General features: G+C 72.9%; 12 protein-coding genes and 1 pseudogene. 4 read left to right on the top strand and 9 right to left on the bottom strand.

The window, feature by feature from the left end; translation table 11 throughout:
• Nucleotides 1–174: 174 nt before the first annotated feature.
• From ACFV2X_RS32435 to ACFV2X_RS32415, 5 genes are all read right to left on the bottom strand, one after another.
• Complete coding sequence (locus tag ACFV2X_RS32435) at nt 175–813, bottom strand: hypothetical protein (RefSeq protein ID WP_385623358.1); 639 nt, start codon at nt 811–813, stop codon at nt 175–177.
• Between the two features lies 1 nt (nt 814).
• A complete protein-coding gene (locus tag ACFV2X_RS32430) occupies nt 815–1354 on the bottom strand; it encodes an RNA polymerase sigma factor (RefSeq protein WP_385623355.1) in 540 nt (179 codons plus the stop codon).
• Nucleotides 1355–1528: 174 nt separating this feature from the next.
• Nucleotides 1529–2200 (bottom strand): lytic polysaccharide monooxygenase, encoded by a 672-nt coding sequence (locus ACFV2X_RS32425; RefSeq protein WP_385623353.1) that lies wholly within the window; start codon nt 2198–2200, stop codon nt 1529–1531.
• 885 nt (nt 2201–3085) lie between these two features.
• Nucleotides 3086–3667, bottom strand: a complete 582-nt coding sequence (locus tag ACFV2X_RS32420; protein WP_385623351.1) for a hypothetical protein — start codon at nt 3665–3667, stop codon at nt 3086–3088.
• A gap of 33 nt (nt 3668–3700) precedes the next feature.
• On the bottom strand, nt 3701–4990 hold the full coding sequence (locus ACFV2X_RS32415; RefSeq protein ID WP_385623348.1) for a hypothetical protein: 1290 nt from the start codon (nt 4988–4990) through the stop codon (nt 3701–3703).
• Between the two features lie 17 nt (nt 4991–5007).
• On the opposite strand from ACFV2X_RS32415, the pseudogene ACFV2X_RS32410 reads away from it, so the two are divergent.
• Nucleotides 5008–5319: pseudogene (locus ACFV2X_RS32410) on the top strand (SWIM zinc finger domain-containing protein); the annotation flags it as partial.
• Between the two features lie 25 nt (nt 5320–5344).
• On the opposite strand, the gene ACFV2X_RS32405 reads toward ACFV2X_RS32410, so the two are convergent.
• Genes ACFV2X_RS32405 through crtI form a run of 3 tightly spaced genes read right to left on the bottom strand, consistent with a single transcriptional unit; the run spans nt 5345 to nt 8990 of the window.
• Complete coding sequence (locus ACFV2X_RS32405; RefSeq protein ID WP_385623345.1) at nt 5345–6373, bottom strand: DUF5914 domain-containing protein; 1029 nt, start codon at nt 6371–6373, stop codon at nt 5345–5347.
• On the bottom strand, nt 6370–7416 hold the full coding sequence (locus ACFV2X_RS32400; protein WP_385623342.1) for a phytoene/squalene synthase family protein: 1047 nt from the start codon (nt 7414–7416) through the stop codon (nt 6370–6372). The genes ACFV2X_RS32405 and ACFV2X_RS32400 overlap by 4 nt, the downstream gene beginning before the upstream one ends.
• On the bottom strand, nt 7413–8990 hold the full coding sequence (crtI, locus tag ACFV2X_RS32395; RefSeq protein WP_385623339.1) for a phytoene desaturase family protein: 1578 nt from the start codon (nt 8988–8990) through the stop codon (nt 7413–7415). Before crtI ends, ACFV2X_RS32400 begins: the two co-directional genes overlap by 4 nt.
• A 323-nt stretch (nt 8991–9313) precedes the next feature.
• On the opposite strand from crtI, the gene ACFV2X_RS32390 reads away from it, so the two are divergent.
• The 3 genes from ACFV2X_RS32390 to ACFV2X_RS32380 all read left to right on the top strand — a co-directional run bounded on the left by ACFV2X_RS32390 (nt 9314) and on the right by ACFV2X_RS32380 (nt 13087).
• A complete protein-coding gene (locus tag ACFV2X_RS32390) occupies nt 9314–10513 on the top strand; it encodes a lycopene cyclase family protein (protein ID WP_385623337.1) in 1200 nt (399 codons plus the stop codon).
• A gap of 17 nt (nt 10514–10530) precedes the next feature.
• Complete coding sequence (locus tag ACFV2X_RS32385; protein ID WP_385623335.1) at nt 10531–11310, top strand: methyltransferase domain-containing protein; 780 nt, start codon at nt 10531–10533, stop codon at nt 11308–11310.
• Nucleotides 11311–11479: 169 nt separating this feature from the next.
• A complete protein-coding gene (locus tag ACFV2X_RS32380; RefSeq protein ID WP_385623332.1) occupies nt 11480–13087 on the top strand; it encodes an FAD-dependent oxidoreductase in 1608 nt (535 codons plus the stop codon).
• Nucleotides 13088–13233: 146 nt separating this feature from the next.
• Here the strand turns inward: ACFV2X_RS32380 and ACFV2X_RS32375 are convergent, their stop codons facing one another.
• Nucleotides 13234–14799, bottom strand: a complete 1566-nt coding sequence (locus ACFV2X_RS32375) for an SDR family oxidoreductase (protein ID WP_385623330.1) — start codon at nt 14797–14799, stop codon at nt 13234–13236.
• Nucleotides 14800–14950 lie beyond the last annotated feature (151 nt).

Below are 14950 nucleotides of genomic sequence, written 5' to 3'. Positions count from 1 at the left end.
CCGGAGAAGTCTGATCGGTACGACAACCACATTGATCCCGCCCGCTGCCGCGCCGCTGCCGCCCGACTAACGCTCCACTAACGTCGCGCTAACGTCCTCGTCCGCACGCTCGTGGCGGGAGCCCGTCACGCGGTGGGCAGCTACCGCCTCCCCCGGCCTCAAAAACACAGCCGGTCAGGCGTCCGGCGGCACGGCGCCGTCGTCGTCCTGGTCCCGCCAGAAGGCCGGGCACTTCGTCTTCGCCGCCTTGGGAAGGTCGCGCTTGAACAGGTCTCGCTGCCATTTGGCGTGGCGGCCCTGGTAGTACAGGACCTCGCCGTTGGGACGGCCCGAGTCCAGGATCAGCAGTCGTTGGCCCGTCTTGAAGGGCTTTTCCTCCAGCCACTCGGGGTCGACGGTGTTGATTTCGATCTCCTTAGCTCCCTGCGCGGGTTTGATCCAGTCCCGCACGGCGAAGGTCACGACGACCTGGTGGGGCTGCGAGGCATCGCGTACCGCGACCACTTCACCGTCGGCGATGAGCCGAGCACAGGCAATTCCTTCGAGATCCGTCAGCCCTCGCCCGTCGGCGTCGCCGGAGGACTGGACCGAGCGCCCGTCCGCCAGCCAGAACAACAGCGCCCCGACGCTCAGCGCCGCCGCGGTCACAAGGACACCCCCGACCGTGCCGCGACGCCGCCACCGCGCGGGGCGAGTAGCGGGTCGTGGAGGCGCGTCGGGGCGACCTGCCTCCTCGCCGATCATCCGCAGCGCCAACCGCAGATCGTTCTCTTCCGATTCCGTCGGCTCTGTCCCTTCAGCGGTGTCGGCCATCTCAGATCACCTCCATTTCGTGGAGTTGTTTCCGCAGCGCCGCAACGGCGCTGTGAAGTCGGCTTTTGACCGTGCCCTCCGGCACGTCCAGCAGCACCGCGATGTCGCGCACGGGCAGATCCGCGTAATAACGCAGTGTCAGCACCTGCCGCTGCGCGGCTGACAGTCCTTCCAGGCCACGGGACACCGTCAGCGCGAGGACGCGATGCTCTTCGGGATGCTCCGCCGGAGGACGCCGAGACCAGCGTGCGGCCAGCCGCTCGCGCAGGCCCGCGTCCCTGGTCCTGGCCCGGTGCCAGTCGACCGCGACCCGGGATGCGACCGCCGTGAGCCACGCCATCGGTTCGCGGATCTCCGGCTGCCCCGGCTTGGCCTGCTCCTCCAGCAGTTTCAGCCTGACTTGCTGAACCCCGTCGTCGAGCTGGTCCCAGGGCACACCACCCAGGACGAGCATCGCGCGCACCCGGTTGACGTACTCCGGCTCGGTCAGCGGTGACGACTCGTCCGGGCTGACCGATCTTGCTCTGCGCCATCCGGCCATCCGCGGTCCCTCCTCGTTTCCCTGATGACGGAGCAAGGCCGGGAAACGTTCATCCGGGAAGCAGGGCCGTGCAGTCGAGTTCGGCCCGGGGCGGATGCTCCTCGGCCGCCGCAAGCCAAAGCGGCCAGCCGGACTCTCGGCGGGCCGCCCTTCGTGCTGCCGCTGGTGGGTGGCTCAGCTGAAGTTCACGTCACTGCACAGGAAGTACGTCTGGTCCATGTGCGAGGCCTGCCAGATCGTGTAGACGACGTGGCGCCCGGTGTAGCCCGAGGTGCTGACGTCGATCGAGTAGTTCTGGCTGGGGCCGTACTTGCCGGTCTTGGCCACCTGCTGCAGGTCGCTCCACTTCGGCGGCTGCGTGGTGGGGTCGTAGCCCTGGCGGCTGACATAGACCAGGAAGTAGTCCGCGCCGTGGCTGGCCTGGTCGTACAGCTTCACCGTGAACTTGTTGCCGATGTTCGTCGTCTGCCATGCGCCCACGGTGTCCAGCGAGTTGTAGCGGTTGCCTTCGGTGTGCCCGCCGCTGCACAGCTGGCCGTCGGGGACGACCGCCGGGAAGTTGCCGGCGGAGCCGTTGTGGTACAGGCCGTTCCAGTTCCACATGGCGTTCGGGTTGTCCTGCCATGCCTGCCAGCGCATGGGGTCTTTCTGTGCCATCTCAGGGTTCTGAAAGTCGTCCGCCCAGCGCAGCCAGCAGCCGTAGTTGCGGGACGCGGGGTCGACGACCGACCCGTGGGCGGAGGCGGTGCCGGTCCACGGGATCAGGGTGAGCAGCGTGGCGGACAGCAAGCCGAGGGCGCGGAGCGCCCAGCACAAGGAATTGCTGTGGCCATGACAAATTCCCATGACAATTCATGGCGATCTCCATCGTCCGTGGGGGGATTGCGCCGATGGGCAATGGGGATGGATGGGAGCGCTCCCATTGCGATGAGGGTGCCCGGCGACACGGGAGTGAAACATATGGCCTCGCCAGCGAGGCCGGTCGGCCTGGTGCACCCAGGCGGCATCGTGATCGTCCGGGGCGGGCGCCCTTGATCATCAGGGCAAGACGTGATCAGTGGCCGGAATCGCGTTCTTTCAGCACCGACCGTCTCCCTTCACCCTTCAACCAGGGGCGGTGCAGCGGGACCGAAGGGGGAACCGCGATGGTCGAGCCGATCTATGTGCCGGTCGTTCCGGCATGACGGGACGCCTGGGACGCATACGCGCGACTGGAGTTCGGCATACGCCGGAGAATCGCGCCGCTGTGGGCAGTCGCTCCACGGATGGGGTGACAGGGGGCGACCAGGAGTCGGCTGCGGCTGGTCACCGGCCCGGAGCGGGACCCTGCGCATCGCCGCCATGTCGCCGACCTCGCCTCCCTCGGCGGATGCGGCCTCGGCCTCGGTATACGCGTCTTGCTCGACGATCCGCCGGACCGGCTCCTCTTGACGGATCTCCTGAACCTGAGCGACCGGCTGTGCCTGCCGTCCTCGTGGCTCGACCTCATGCTGGACGCCGGTCCCAGCCCAGCCCACTCGCGTCATCCAGCGCGACCGCGCTGCCCGGGTCCGCGCCATGGCCTGCTGGATCGTGGAGTCCGGCGCATTCCGCGGCACCGACGGCCTCGGGCAATGCCGAGATATGGATCCGGGTCGGTCACACGCAGCACATGAACTTCGTCGTGCACCAGTTGTCCGGGGCCGAATGGGGCCGAATATCGTAAGGGAAATGAATCCATGAACCAGCCCCTCATGCACCGGGACCGGTCGGGGCCGGCGGTGTCACACCAGGTTCGATCGTCGACCGGACGTAGACGCGCGTGCTGCCCGGTGTGAACTCATGGGCGAAGAGGTCGACGCAGTAGCGAAGACGCTTCCCCTCGGGGGAGGTGAGCCCGTCCGGGCAGAAACCGATCCGCCGCATGCCTTTGACCAGGGTCTCCGGCTCCGGGAGCCCCAGATGCGCGAAGGGCGCCATCGGTTCGTACCCCTTCTGCTCCGGATGGAGGTTGGCGACCATCTCCTCGTCCTCCGGGACCAGCCGGGAGAGGTACGCGTCCGCCTCCCGGCTGGGCAGCGTGAAGGCCAGGATCCCGATGTCGTAGCGCGAGCCCGTCTTGTACCCGGCCCGTCCGTCCGCGGCCGCCGCCGGGATCCGGAGGCCCATCGTCTCGCTCATCCAGCGGGGCGTGGCGCCACGCTTCCAGCAGCACTTCCTGTCCTGCTCCACCTGGTCGGACAGTGTGTCCTCAGTGACGAAGGCGAACGCGACGACGGCCGAGACGACGACCGCGAGAACCACTACTCCAGCAACGAGAAGTCGGCGGCGCACTGCTGGCTCCCGATGGGTTCCGATGGGTGGTGCTCAACGACCATTGGCGTCCTGCTGCTCCCGTCCGGGGTCCGTACGTCCGCCCTCGCGCCCCGGCTCATCGGGGCCCGGGAGCGGCTCATTGTTCGGGACCGATCCGCCCAGATCGTAGTGCTTGACCGAGCTGCTGCCCGACATGTCGAACTCCTGGGCGAGACCTGTCTTGTGCAGGCGGGCCGGCTGTCCGTCGGGGACGTCGATCGGTCCGATGCTCACCCCCTTGCCCTCGTCCCAGTTGTAGCGGTCCCAGGCGTTGACCTGGTAGTCGAGGCCGACCTTGGGCTGGCCGTCGGCGTCCGGCACGACCGTGACCACCCCGGTGACATTCGATCTGGTCGAGCCCACCGCGTAAAACCAGTTCGGGTCCGTGCCCTGATCAAAGCTGTAGTCGCGGTTCTTGCTCTCCACGGGGATGGCGACCGGCTGGCCGCCGTTTCTTTTGAACTCCTCCAGCGCCTGCTTGCGCCATTCGCTCTGGTTCTGCCTGATGCTCTGATCGATGTGGCTTCTGAATCCCTCGTCGTCCCACATCATCTTGTCCACCGGAAGCTTCATGGGATCGCCGCTGTTGCCCAGGTAGTGCGCCATATGGCGCGAGGCGTCATTCATCCCCCGCCAGTCGGCGCCCTCGGCCAGCAGGTTCATCTTCTCCCTGGTCCGCCGCTCCGCCGCGCCGGGGGACTCGGCACCGTGCGGCCCCGACCCCGGGTCCGGCGCCGCCCGCTTGACCGTAGGACTCAGCAGTCCCGCCGCCAGCAGATCGTCCTTGTGCCCCTGCCACAGCTCGGCCCGCGCTTCAGGGCTCAGCGACTGCCACAGCCTCCGCAACTCGGCCCGTTGTTTGTCGTTCGCGTCCTTGCCGAGCGAAGCCAGCTGCGTGGCACGGGGCACCTGCTCCTCGTCGAGTGATGTGTATGTGGCGTGGCCCGCGTTGTAGGGGTCGCCACCGTGGCTCTTCCGCAGCGCCCGCGTGACGGCCGCGTCGATCTCCGAGGCGTGCGACACGAGACCGGTGAGCGTGTCGGCGTACCACTTCATCAAGTCCAGGGTGCGCTGCGGGGTGTCCTTCGTTGTGCACATGTTCGCCATCTGCACCTTCACCGTGCCATTGCCCCCGTCCGACGCGACCAGACCGGGATCTGGAGGCTCCCTCGACGGGTCCCCCCGGCGGGCCTCCTCGGTCAGCGTCTTGGCCCGCTTCTGGACGCCCGTCAGCTCGGTGTGCGCGTCCTGGAGGACGTTGTAGATGCTCTGTGCCTCGGCGTGCAGATCGACAGACGGCACGAGAGCAAAGGAAGACCATGGAAGGGTTCAGCGAGTCGACTCCACGGGCGTTGGCTGGCCCCCGTTCCTACGAGCGCGGGCTCGGATACCTGGGCGCGGTGTCCGGGGCCGAGGTCGGTGACGGCTGGGTCACCGCGAGTGTGCACGGCACGGAGCGGTACGAGGTGGAGTTGGCGCTGGACGGGCCCGGCGGGCTGTCCGGCGAGTGTGACTGCCCGTACGGCATGGAGGGCAACTTCTGCAAGCATCTGGTCGCCCTCGGCCTGACCGTGCTCGCCCAGCGGGAGAGCCTGCCGCGGCAGCGGAAGGCGGCCCGGGACCGTGCGCAGCGCGGTCGGGCGGCCAGGGTGTCCGTCAGCCGGGGAAACCACCCGAGGAGCGCAGGGCCCAGCGGCGCTCCGCGTAGGCGAGGTCGTCGCGCCACAGCCGGCCGGCGGCAGCGCGTATCAGGGGGCGCAGCAGCGGGGCGGCGCGACGGGCCACGGCGAAGCCCGGCCGTTCGGACGTGGCGACGACGGCCTCCACCACTGCCGTGCGAGGCCGTCCCAGGGCGTCCGGCCCGAGCGGGGTGGCGTGCGTCTCCACGACGGAGCCCTGCCCCTCGCCCTCGATGATCCGCATCACGACGGTGCGGGGTCCGGGCGCCGTGAAGACCGCGCGCACCGGGACGACCAGCCGCCCGGCGGCCCTGAAGGACACGTCCACGGTGAAGGAGTCGCTCTCGTCAGCCCGCCCGGGGGTCCGGGCCACGGTGAGGTCGACGAAGGAGTAGGGGTGGAACCAGGCCCCGTGCCAGGGGTCGAGGCGGTTGGCGACGACATCGTCCGGCTCGCAGACGCCCACGGCGGTGTACACGGCGGTCAGCGCCCCGGCCGCCGCCGGTCGCCCCGGCACCGCCGGGCGGGCGGTGGGCTCCTCCGCCCCGACCTCGTCCAGCCGTACCCAGACCAGCACCCCGTCGTCGTGCGCCGGCCACGGCTCCCAGCCGGCGAACGGCATTCCGTTCAGGGCCAGTCCGTGCCAGTGGCACACCAGGGTGCCGCAGCGCACGGGGCTGTCGCGCAGCGGGGCGCCGAGGTGCGGGCAGCTTCCCGGCCCGGCCACGAGGCGCCCTTCGGCGTCCCGCCACAGCACCGCCTCGTGGCCGGCGACGGTGCGGGCCAGCGGCCGGTCGGGACGCAGCTCACGGGAGGCTCCGACGACGTACCAGTTGCCGGTGGGGCGGGCCTGGGCCCTTCTGAGGGCGTCGGCGATCAGGGCGGGCCGGGCTTCGCGCCAGGTGGGCCGCTGACGCTCCCAGGCGACCGGGTCGCGGCGCAGGGTCAGCGGCAGACGCTTGGTCAGCGGCAGACGCTTGGGCCGGGACGGCCGGGCGGGCTTCACGCGACCTCCTTGTGACGGGGGTGCGGCCGGGCAGGGGGGTGGGCGCGGGGACCGGAAGCCGCCGGTTCGAGGGGTACGCCCGCCCCGCCGGGGGTGCGCCGGGCGGCCGCGTGGGCGGCCATGCGGGCGGCCGCCACCCGCAGCAGGCCGTCCGCGGCGACCAGGGCCCGCCGCCGCCGGGGCACCACGGCGCGGCGGTGCAGCACGGCGTACCCGGTGGCGGCGACGGCGTCCAGGATGCCGCCGTACAGGACGAACGCCGTGCGGATACAGGGCCGGGAGACCGGGGCGAGCATGCCGACGCCGGGCGCGGCGCGCCGGTAGGCGGCACGGGTGAGGTCCTCGAACTCCCTCAACGCCGCCGTGACCCGGCGGTCGACGCGGCCGGTGTCCCGGCAGCGGCGCAGCAGCTCGCGGTGGACTCCGTGGCTGTTCAGGAGGTCCTGCGGGAGGTAGACGCGGCCGCGGTCCAGGTCCTCTCCCACGTCTCGCAGGAAGTTGGTGAGCTGGAAGGCGACGCCGAGTTCGGCGGCGTGGGGCGCGGCCTCCTCCCGGGGGGTCACGGTGCCGAGCACGGGCAGCATCTCCAGGCCGATCACCGCCGCGGAGCCGTGCATGTAGCCGCGCAGATCGGCGTAGGTGGCGTACGAGGTGACCGTCAGGTCGCTGCGCATGGCGGCGAGGAAGTCGGCGAAGTGGCGGTGGTCGATGGCGTGACGGCGTGCGGTGTCGGCGAGCGCCCGCACCACCGGCTCGGCTCCGGCGCCGCCGGCCAGGCCATGGGCGAGGTCGTCGTCCAGCCTGTCCAGGGCGCGGGCGCGGTCCGCGGGGTCCGCGGCGCTGTCGAGGGAGTCGACGATGTCGTCGGCCCAGCGGGCGAAGCCGTACAGGGCGTGCACGGCGGGACGCCGGTCGGGGGTGAGCAGGCGGGTGGCGAGGAAGTAGGTACGACCGTGCCGGGCGTTCAGCTCCCGGCAGCGGGTGTAGGCGGCGCGCAGGTCCGGCTCGGTGATGCCCGCGGCGTCCAGTTCCCGGCCGGTCATGGACGAGCTCCTTCCGGGTGGGGCCGGGTCCGGGCCGCCGGGTGGGTTACCGGGTGGGTTACCTGGTGGGTCACCGGGGCGGCGGTCGTGCGGCGAACGCCGGTGATACGGGCGGCGGCAAGCTTTCCCGACAGCAGGACGGGCGGCACGCCGACGCCCGGCGTGGTGCCGCAGCCGGCGAGGACGGCGTTGGCGGTGCCGCGCACCAGGTTGCGTGGGCGGAAGGGGCCGGTCTGGGCGAAGGTGTGCGCGGTGGAGAACGGCGTGCCGACGGCGTGCCCCTGCTCCGTCCAGTCGGCCGGTGTCACCAGGCACTCCTCTTCGGTCGCCGCGGCGATGCCGTCGAGTCCCCGGCGTTCCAGCTCGTGCAGCAGCGCGTCGCGGTAGCGGGGACCGAGGTCGCGCCAGTCGGCGGGTCCGGGGCCGATGCCGGTGTGGGGACACGGCGCCAGGACGTAGTGCAGATGGCGGCCCGGCGGGGCCAGGGCGGGGTCGGTGGCGGTGGGACGGGTGATCAACAGGGAGGGATCGCGCATCAGCTCGCCGGTGCGGGTGAGTTCGTCGAAGGTGCGCCGCCAGGCGTGGCCGAAGGACAGGGTGTGGTGGGCCAGTTGCGGCCAGGTGCGGTCGCAGCCCGCGTGCAGGACGACCGCCGACGGGGCGTGCCGCAGCCGCAGCGGACGGCGCGGGGCGCGGCCGAGGAGGCGGTAGACCACCGGCAGGTCGGGGGTGAGGACGACGGCATCGCAGGGGATCCGTCCCTGGCCGGTGATCACGGCGGTGATGCGCTCACCGGAGCGTTCCAGCCGGGTGACCGGCCGTTCGTAATGGACGACGGCCCCGGCCGCTTCGGCGGCCTCGGCCATGGCCCGCGGCAGGGCGTGCATACCGCCGCGCGGGAAGTACACCCCGGCGACGGTGTCCATGTAGGCGATCACCGCGTAGGCGGCCAGGGCGCGCGCCGGGGGCACGCCCGCGTACAGCGCCTGGAAGGTGAAGACGCGGCGCAGCCGCTCGTCGCGCAGGTGGCGGGCGACACCGCTCTCCCAGCGGCCGAAGCCGCCGAGCGCGGCCAGCCGGACCAGGTCGGGGCCGAGCAGCTGCCAGGGGGAGTCGAAGTCGGCGTCGAGAAACCGGTGCCGTTCGGCGCGGTACAGCTCGGTCAGCCAGTGACGCAGCCGGCGGTAGCCGGCCGCCTCGGCGGGCCCGGCGAAGCGTGCCACCTCCGTCTCCATCGCGTCGGCGTCGGTGTGCACGTCGAGGGTGCTGCCGTCGGCGAAGGACGCCCGGTAGGCCGGGTGCAGAGGGATCAGTTCGACACGGTCGCGCAGCGAGGCCCCGACCGCGTGGAACGCCTCGTCGGCGATCTCGGGCATGGTCAGCACGGTGGGGCCGGTGTCGATGTGGTAGCCGCCGCGGACCAGCCGGCCGGCGCGACCGCCGGGCCCGGCGGCGCGTTCGACGACGGTGACCCGGCGTCCCGCGCCGAGCAGGTGCAGCGCGGCGGAGAGGCCGGCCAGTCCGGCGCCGACGACCACCACGTGATCGGTCGGGCCTTTCAGGGCCCTGGTCACCGGCCTCCCTCCGGCCCCGCCGGGTATCGGCAGGGCGCCTGGGTGAAGCACATCGCGGATCGTCCTCTCGCCCGTCGTCACATTGCTCGTGTCAGGACACATTCCGCGTAGGGCACCGAACCGGATGCGCCAAGCGGGGGAAGCTCCCGCGTGGGGGACGCGTCCTGCGACGACACGCCACGCACCGCATCCGCTGACCGCGGGTGGCCGGAAACACTGGATGGCACCGGGCGGACGCCGTCTCGTCCCGGCGGGTGACGTACCGGCGGGTGTCGTACCGGCCTGATCGCCATGAGAACGGCCCGAGGAAGGGAGCAGCGGTCGTGGACCTGAAGGCCGACGTCGCCGTGGTGGGAGCCGGGGCCGCGGGGCTGTCGCTCGCGCTGCGGCTGGCCCGGCCGTCCTCGGGCGCCGGACCGCTGGACACGGTACTGCTGGCCGCCCCGCCCGGTCCGGCCCGCGCCGCACCGCGCACCTGGTGCTTCTGGGAGCCGGACGACGGCCCCTACGACGAGGCGCTGGCCGCTTCCTGGCAGCGGCTGCGCGTGCGCGGCGCCGACGGTACGTCCGTGACCACGGCCATCGCGCCACTGCGCTACAAGATGCTGCGTTCCGACGCCTTCGAGGCGCTGGTCAACCGTCGCGTCGCGGCGAGCGGGCGGGTCTCGCGTGTCGAGGCGGCCGTCGACCAGGTCGCACCGGTGCCGGGCGGCGGCGCCCTGGTGCACGCCCGCCGCGCGGACGGCGGCAGCGTCGCCGTCCGCGCCCGCTGGGTGTTCGACTCACGCCCGCTCAGCCGCCTCCCGCCCGCGCGTACGACACTGCTGCAGCACTTCCGCGGCTGGTTCGTCCGTACGGGGCGGCCGGTCTTCGACTCGTCCGTCGTGGAACTGATGGACTTCCGCACGCCGCAGCCCGCGCACGGTCTCTCCTTCGGCTACGTGCTGCCGGTCGGCCCGCACGAGGCGCTGGTCGAATACACGGAGTTCTCCCGCCGGGTGCTCGGCCGTGCCGGGTACGACTGCGTGCTGCGGGACTACGCGGAGCGCGTGCTCGGTCTGGCCGGCTACGAGGTCACCGCGTGCGAGCAGGGCGTGATCCCGATGACGGACGCCGACTTCGTCCGGCAGACGGCGCCGGGCGTGTTCCGGATCGGGGCCTGCTCCGGCGCCACCCGTCCGTCGACCGGCTACACCTTCAGTGCCGTGCAGCGGCAGACGAGCGCCGTGGCCGCCGCCCTGCACGCCGGACGGTATCCGCTGCCCCCGCGGCCGCACTCCACCCGCGCCCGCCTCATGGACGCGGTGCTGCTGCACGCCCTCGACACCGGCCGGGTGGACGGCCCGGCCTTCTTCACCCGCCTGTTCGGGCGCGTGCCCGCACCGCGGCTGCTGCGGTTCCTGGACGGCCGTACCAGCCTGGCGCAGGACCTCGCCATCGGCGCGCACCTGCCCGTCGCCGCGATGCTCGCCTCCGCCCTCGCCCTGCCCCTCGCCCCGCGCCGGAGCCTTCCCGCCGCCTGACCTCGGAGCCGGACCGCATGCCCCTTCTGCGCGACGCCGATCTGGCCGACGCCTTCGACCATGCCGCCCGCAGCTACGACGCGCTGGTGGCCGCCAACCCCGGGTACCACGCCCACTTGCGCCGCTCGGCACGGCGGCTCGGTCTCCCCCGGGACGGCACCGGGCTGCGGGTGCTGGACCTGGGATGCGGTACGGGAGCGTCCACGGCCGCTCTGGCCACCGTGCTGCCCGGTGCGGACATCACGGCGGTCGACGCCTCGGCGGGGATGCTCCGCCGGGCGGCCGCCCGGCGGTGGGCGCGGCCGGTGCGGTTCGTGCACGCGCCGGTGGAACGGCTGGCCGAGGCGGGCGTGAACGGCCCGTTCGACGCGGTCTTCGCCGCATACCTGCTGCGCAACGCCACCGACCCGGACGCCGTGCTCGCCACGGCCCACCGGCTGCTCGCGCCGTACGGCCGTCTGGCGGTACACGAGTACGCGCTGAGCGGGAGGGCCGCGCACCGCGCGGTGTGGAGCGCGGTGTGCGGCGGGATCGTTCTGCCCGTCGCCACGCTGCTGGGGGACGGGGCGCTCTACCGGCATCTGTGGCGCAGCGTCCTCGGCTTCGACACGGCCGACGCTCTGGGCCGACGGGTGGCGCAGGCCGGCTTCGAGCGGGTGCGGGTACTGCCGCTGCCTGGCTGGCAGACCGGCATCACGCACACCGTGGTGGCCCGTCGGCCGACGGGCGGCCGGGAGCCGGGCAGCGGGACGGAGGAGGGTGAGGGCGCGGTGTGGCAGCCGGGCGCGGCGTGGTGAACGGCGCTCGGCCGCGCGGCGCGGGACGAGAGCGGACAGCCGGGACGTCGAAGGCCGGAAGACCGGGAACCGAGCGGCCCGGAGCGAGAAGGCCCGGACCCGGACCCGGAACCGGAACCGGAACCGAGAACCGGCAAGCCGCCAAGCCGGCGAGCGAGGAGGACCCGCGATGACCACCGGCACCCGACGGCCCGCGCACCGCCCCGGCCTGCACCGCCCCGGCCTGGACCGTCCCGGCCTGGACCGTCCCGGCCTGGACCGGCTCGCCCGGCTGCTGCCCGCCCCGCCCGGGGCCGATCGCGCAGACCCCGCGGCCGCACCGCACGCCACGGTCGTAGGCGGCGGCATCGCCGGGCTGACGGCCGCCACGGCGCTGGCCGAGCGCGGGGTGCGGGTCACCCTGTACGAGCGCGAGGAGGTGCTCGGCGGCCGACTGGCCGGCTGGCGCACCCGGCTCGCCGACGGCAGCACGGTGACGATGAGCCGTGGCTTCCACGCCTTCTTCCGCCAGTACTACAACCTGCGCGCCCTGCTGCGCCGCACCGATCCGGCCCTGTCCCGGCTGACCGGCCTGCCCGACTACCCCCTGCGCCACGCGGACGGCGGCCACGACAGCTTCCGGCACGTCCCACGTACGCCACCGCTGAGCGCGCTCGGCTTCGTCGCGCTGAGCCGCTCCTTCCGGATGCGCGACCTGGCCCGGATGGACGCCCGGGCCGCGCTGCCGCTGCTCGACGTGCGGGTGCCCGGAGTGCACGAGCGGCTCGACCACATCAGCGCCCACGACTTCCTGGAGGCGATCCGCTTCCCGGCGGCGGCGCGCCACCTGGCCTTCGAGGTCTTCTCGCGCAGCTTCTTCGCCGACCCCCGCCGGCTGTCGGCGGCGGAGATGGCGCTGATGTTCCACGTCTACTTCCTCGGCTCGGCCGAGGGCCTGCTGTTCGACGTACCGGACGAGCCGTTCCCGCAGGCCCTGTGGGACCCGCTCGCCGGGTATCTGACCGGTCTCGGGGCCGAACTGCGTACCGCGGCGGCTATCGAAGCGGTCGCCGCCCTGCCCGGCGGCGGTTTCACCGTGGCCGGGCAGGACGGCGCCGAGGAGCGGTGCGACGCCGTGGTGCTGGCCCTGGACCCGGGAGCGCTGCGTGGCGTGGTGGCCCGGTCCGAGGGGCTCGGGGACGAGACGTGGCGCGAGCGGGTGGCGCGGCTGCGCACCGCTCCGCCGTTCCTGGTCTCCCGCCTGTGGCTGGACCGGCCTGTCCGCGGCGACCGGCCCGGCTTCCTGGGCACCAGCGGATACGGCCTCCTGGACAACGTCAGCGTCCTGAACCGGTGGGAGGGCGAAGCCGCCCGCTGGGCCGCCCGCACGGGCGGGTCGGTCGTGGAACTGCACGCCTACGCGCTGCCGGGCGACACCGACCGGGAGGTCCGGCAGAAGGAACTGCTCGGGCAACTGCACCGGATCTACCCGGAGACGCGCCGCGCCCGGGTGGTGGACGCCCGCCACGAATGGCGCGCCGACTGCCCGCTGTTCCCGGTCGGCGGGTACGGCGACCGGCCGGCCGTGCGTACACCCGTGCCGGGCCTGGTCGTGGCGGGCGACGCCGTGCGCACCGGTCTGCCGGTGGCGCTGATGGAGCGGGCGGCCACCAGCGGGTTCCTCGCCGCCAACGCGCTCCTGACCCGTTGGGGTCTGCGGGGGCATCCGCTGTGGACCGTGCCCGAACGGGGCCGCGTAGCCGTCCTGCGGTGGGCGGCGCGGGCGGCGCTGACTTAACTGTCTTCCGGCGGCACAGCGGGCCCGGAAGCGGTGCCGGGCCTTGGCGCGGCGCCCGGTCCCGGAGCAGTGCCGAGCCCTGGTCCCGTGCCGGGCCCGGAAGCCGTGCCCGGCCCCGGCGCGGTGCCCGGCCCTCGCCCCGCGGGTCAGTCCGCCGTGGCCGCCCTGGAGCGTGCCGCACGTCGCTCCTGGTCACGGGCCGCGGCGCGGACGATGTTGCGGGCCATGCCTCCGAAGACCACCGCGTGGAAGGGCGAGACGCCCCACCAGTACAGGTGACCGAGCAGTCCGCGCGGGTGGAACAGGGCCCGCTGCCGGTAGCGCGCACCCCCGGCCCCGTCGCCGTCCACGCGCATCTCCAGCCAGGCCAGACCGGGCAGCCGCATCTCGGCACGCAGCCGCAGCAGCCGCCCCCGCTCGATCTCCTCCACCCGCCAGAAGTCCAGCGAGTCGCCCGCCCGCAGTCGGCGCGCGTCACGTCGGCCCCGGCGCAGGCCCACGCCGCCGACGAGACGGTCGAGCCAGCCGCGCACCGCCCAGGCCAGCGGGAAGGAGTACCAGCCGTTCTCCCCGCCGATGCCCTCGATGACCTGCCACAGCGTGTCCGGCGCCACGTCCGCGTCGACTTCCCGAACGTCGGTGTACAAGCTGCCCCCCGCCCAGCCCGGGTCGGTGGGCAGCGGGTCGCTGGGGGCGCCCGGCACGGCGGCGGACGACCAGCGGGTGGCGACCTGAGCCTCCCGTACGCGTTGCAGCGCCAGGGCGACGGCGCGGTCGAAGCCGATGGGGTGACCGGGCGGGCTGGGCACGTACCGCTCGATGTCCCGGTCCCGGCAGACCACTTCGTGGCGCAGGGACTCCGTCAGAGGGCGGGCGATCGAGGCCGGTACCGGGGTCACCAGGCCGACCCAGTGGCTGGACAACCAGGGCGTGAGCACGGGAACGGGCAGGATGAGCCGCCGGGGCAGGTGAGCGACAGCGGCGTAGCGGCGCATCATGTCCTGGTACGTGAGCACTTCCGGGCCGCCGATGTCGAAGGCCCGGCTGACGTCGGGGGGCAGACCGGCGCAGCCCACCAGGATGCGCAGCACGTCCCCCACGGCGATGGGCTGGATGCGGGTGCGTACCCAGCGCGGGGTGACCATGACCGGCAGACGCTCGGTGAGATAGCGCAGCATCTCGAAGCTGACGGAGCCGGAGCCGATGATGACGGCGGCGCGCAGGACGGCGGTCGGCACGCCCGAGTCGAGCAGGATGCGGCCGACCTCCGCGCGGGAACGCAGGTGCGGGGAGAGATCTGACTCCGGAACGCCCGCGGGGGTGAGTCCGCCGAGATAGACAAGGCGGCGGACGCCCGCTCGGCGGGCCTGCTCGCCGAAGATGCGGGCCGCTTCACGGTCGGTCCGCTCGAAGTCGCGGCCGCTGCCGAGCGCGTGCACGAGGTAGTAGGCCACGTCCACCCCGTCCAATGCCCGCGCCACCGACTCGGCGTCCAAGACATCGCCCTGGACGATCTCCGCCTGGCCCGCCCACGGGTGGTCGCGCACCTTGCGCGGGGTGCGGACCAGGCAGCGCACCCGGTATCCGGCATCCAGCAACTCCGGCACCAGCCGCCCGCCGATGTAACCGCTCGCGCCGGTCACCAGACAGGTCAGGGCGTCGCCTGCCGCCTGCCCGTGCCCACTCGCCCTGGTGGCCTGTTCGTCACCCATGGTCCCGCCTCAGCCGTCTGCCGTCCGCCGCCTCGTCATAGGCGAATTCCCTGTCTCTACGGTGCGGGCGGACGGGGCCGGACGCACCCGGTGCGTGTGGCGGCCGGGTGACGGGGCGGTCCAGGAGCTCTGCGACCGGTCCGGCGTTCCG

It is taken from the genome of Streptomyces sp. NPDC059679 (assembly GCF_042734105.1).
Taxonomy (GTDB): Bacteria; Actinomycetota; Actinomycetes; order Streptomycetales; family Streptomycetaceae; genus Streptomyces.
This window is presented reverse-complemented; position numbering and strand designations above follow the sequence as displayed.

What these genes read in the sequence shown, in the direction of transcription:
- ACFV2X_RS32435 (WP_385623358.1), bottom strand. Translation starts at nt 813, where the DNA reads ATGGCCGACACCGCTGAAGGGACAGAGCCGACGGAATCGGAAGAGAAC.
- ACFV2X_RS32430 (WP_385623355.1), bottom strand. Translation starts at nt 1,354, where the DNA reads ATGGCCGGATGGCGCAGAGCAAGATCGGTCAGCCCGGACGAGTCGTCA.
- ACFV2X_RS32425 (WP_385623353.1), bottom strand. Translation starts at nt 2,200, where the DNA reads ATGGGAATTTGTCATGGCCACAGCAATTCCTTGTGCTGGGCGCTCCGC.
- ACFV2X_RS32400 (WP_385623342.1), bottom strand. Translation starts at nt 7,416, where the DNA reads ATGACCGGCCGGGAACTGGACGCCGCGGGCATCACCGAGCCGGACCTG.
- ACFV2X_RS32385 (WP_385623335.1), top strand. Translation starts at nt 10,531, where the DNA reads ATGCCCCTTCTGCGCGACGCCGATCTGGCCGACGCCTTCGACCATGCC.
- ACFV2X_RS32380 (WP_385623332.1), top strand. Translation starts at nt 11,480, where the DNA reads ATGACCACCGGCACCCGACGGCCCGCGCACCGCCCCGGCCTGCACCGC.
- ACFV2X_RS32375 (WP_385623330.1), bottom strand. Translation starts at nt 14,799, where the DNA reads ATGGGTGACGAACAGGCCACCAGGGCGAGTGGGCACGGGCAGGCGGCA.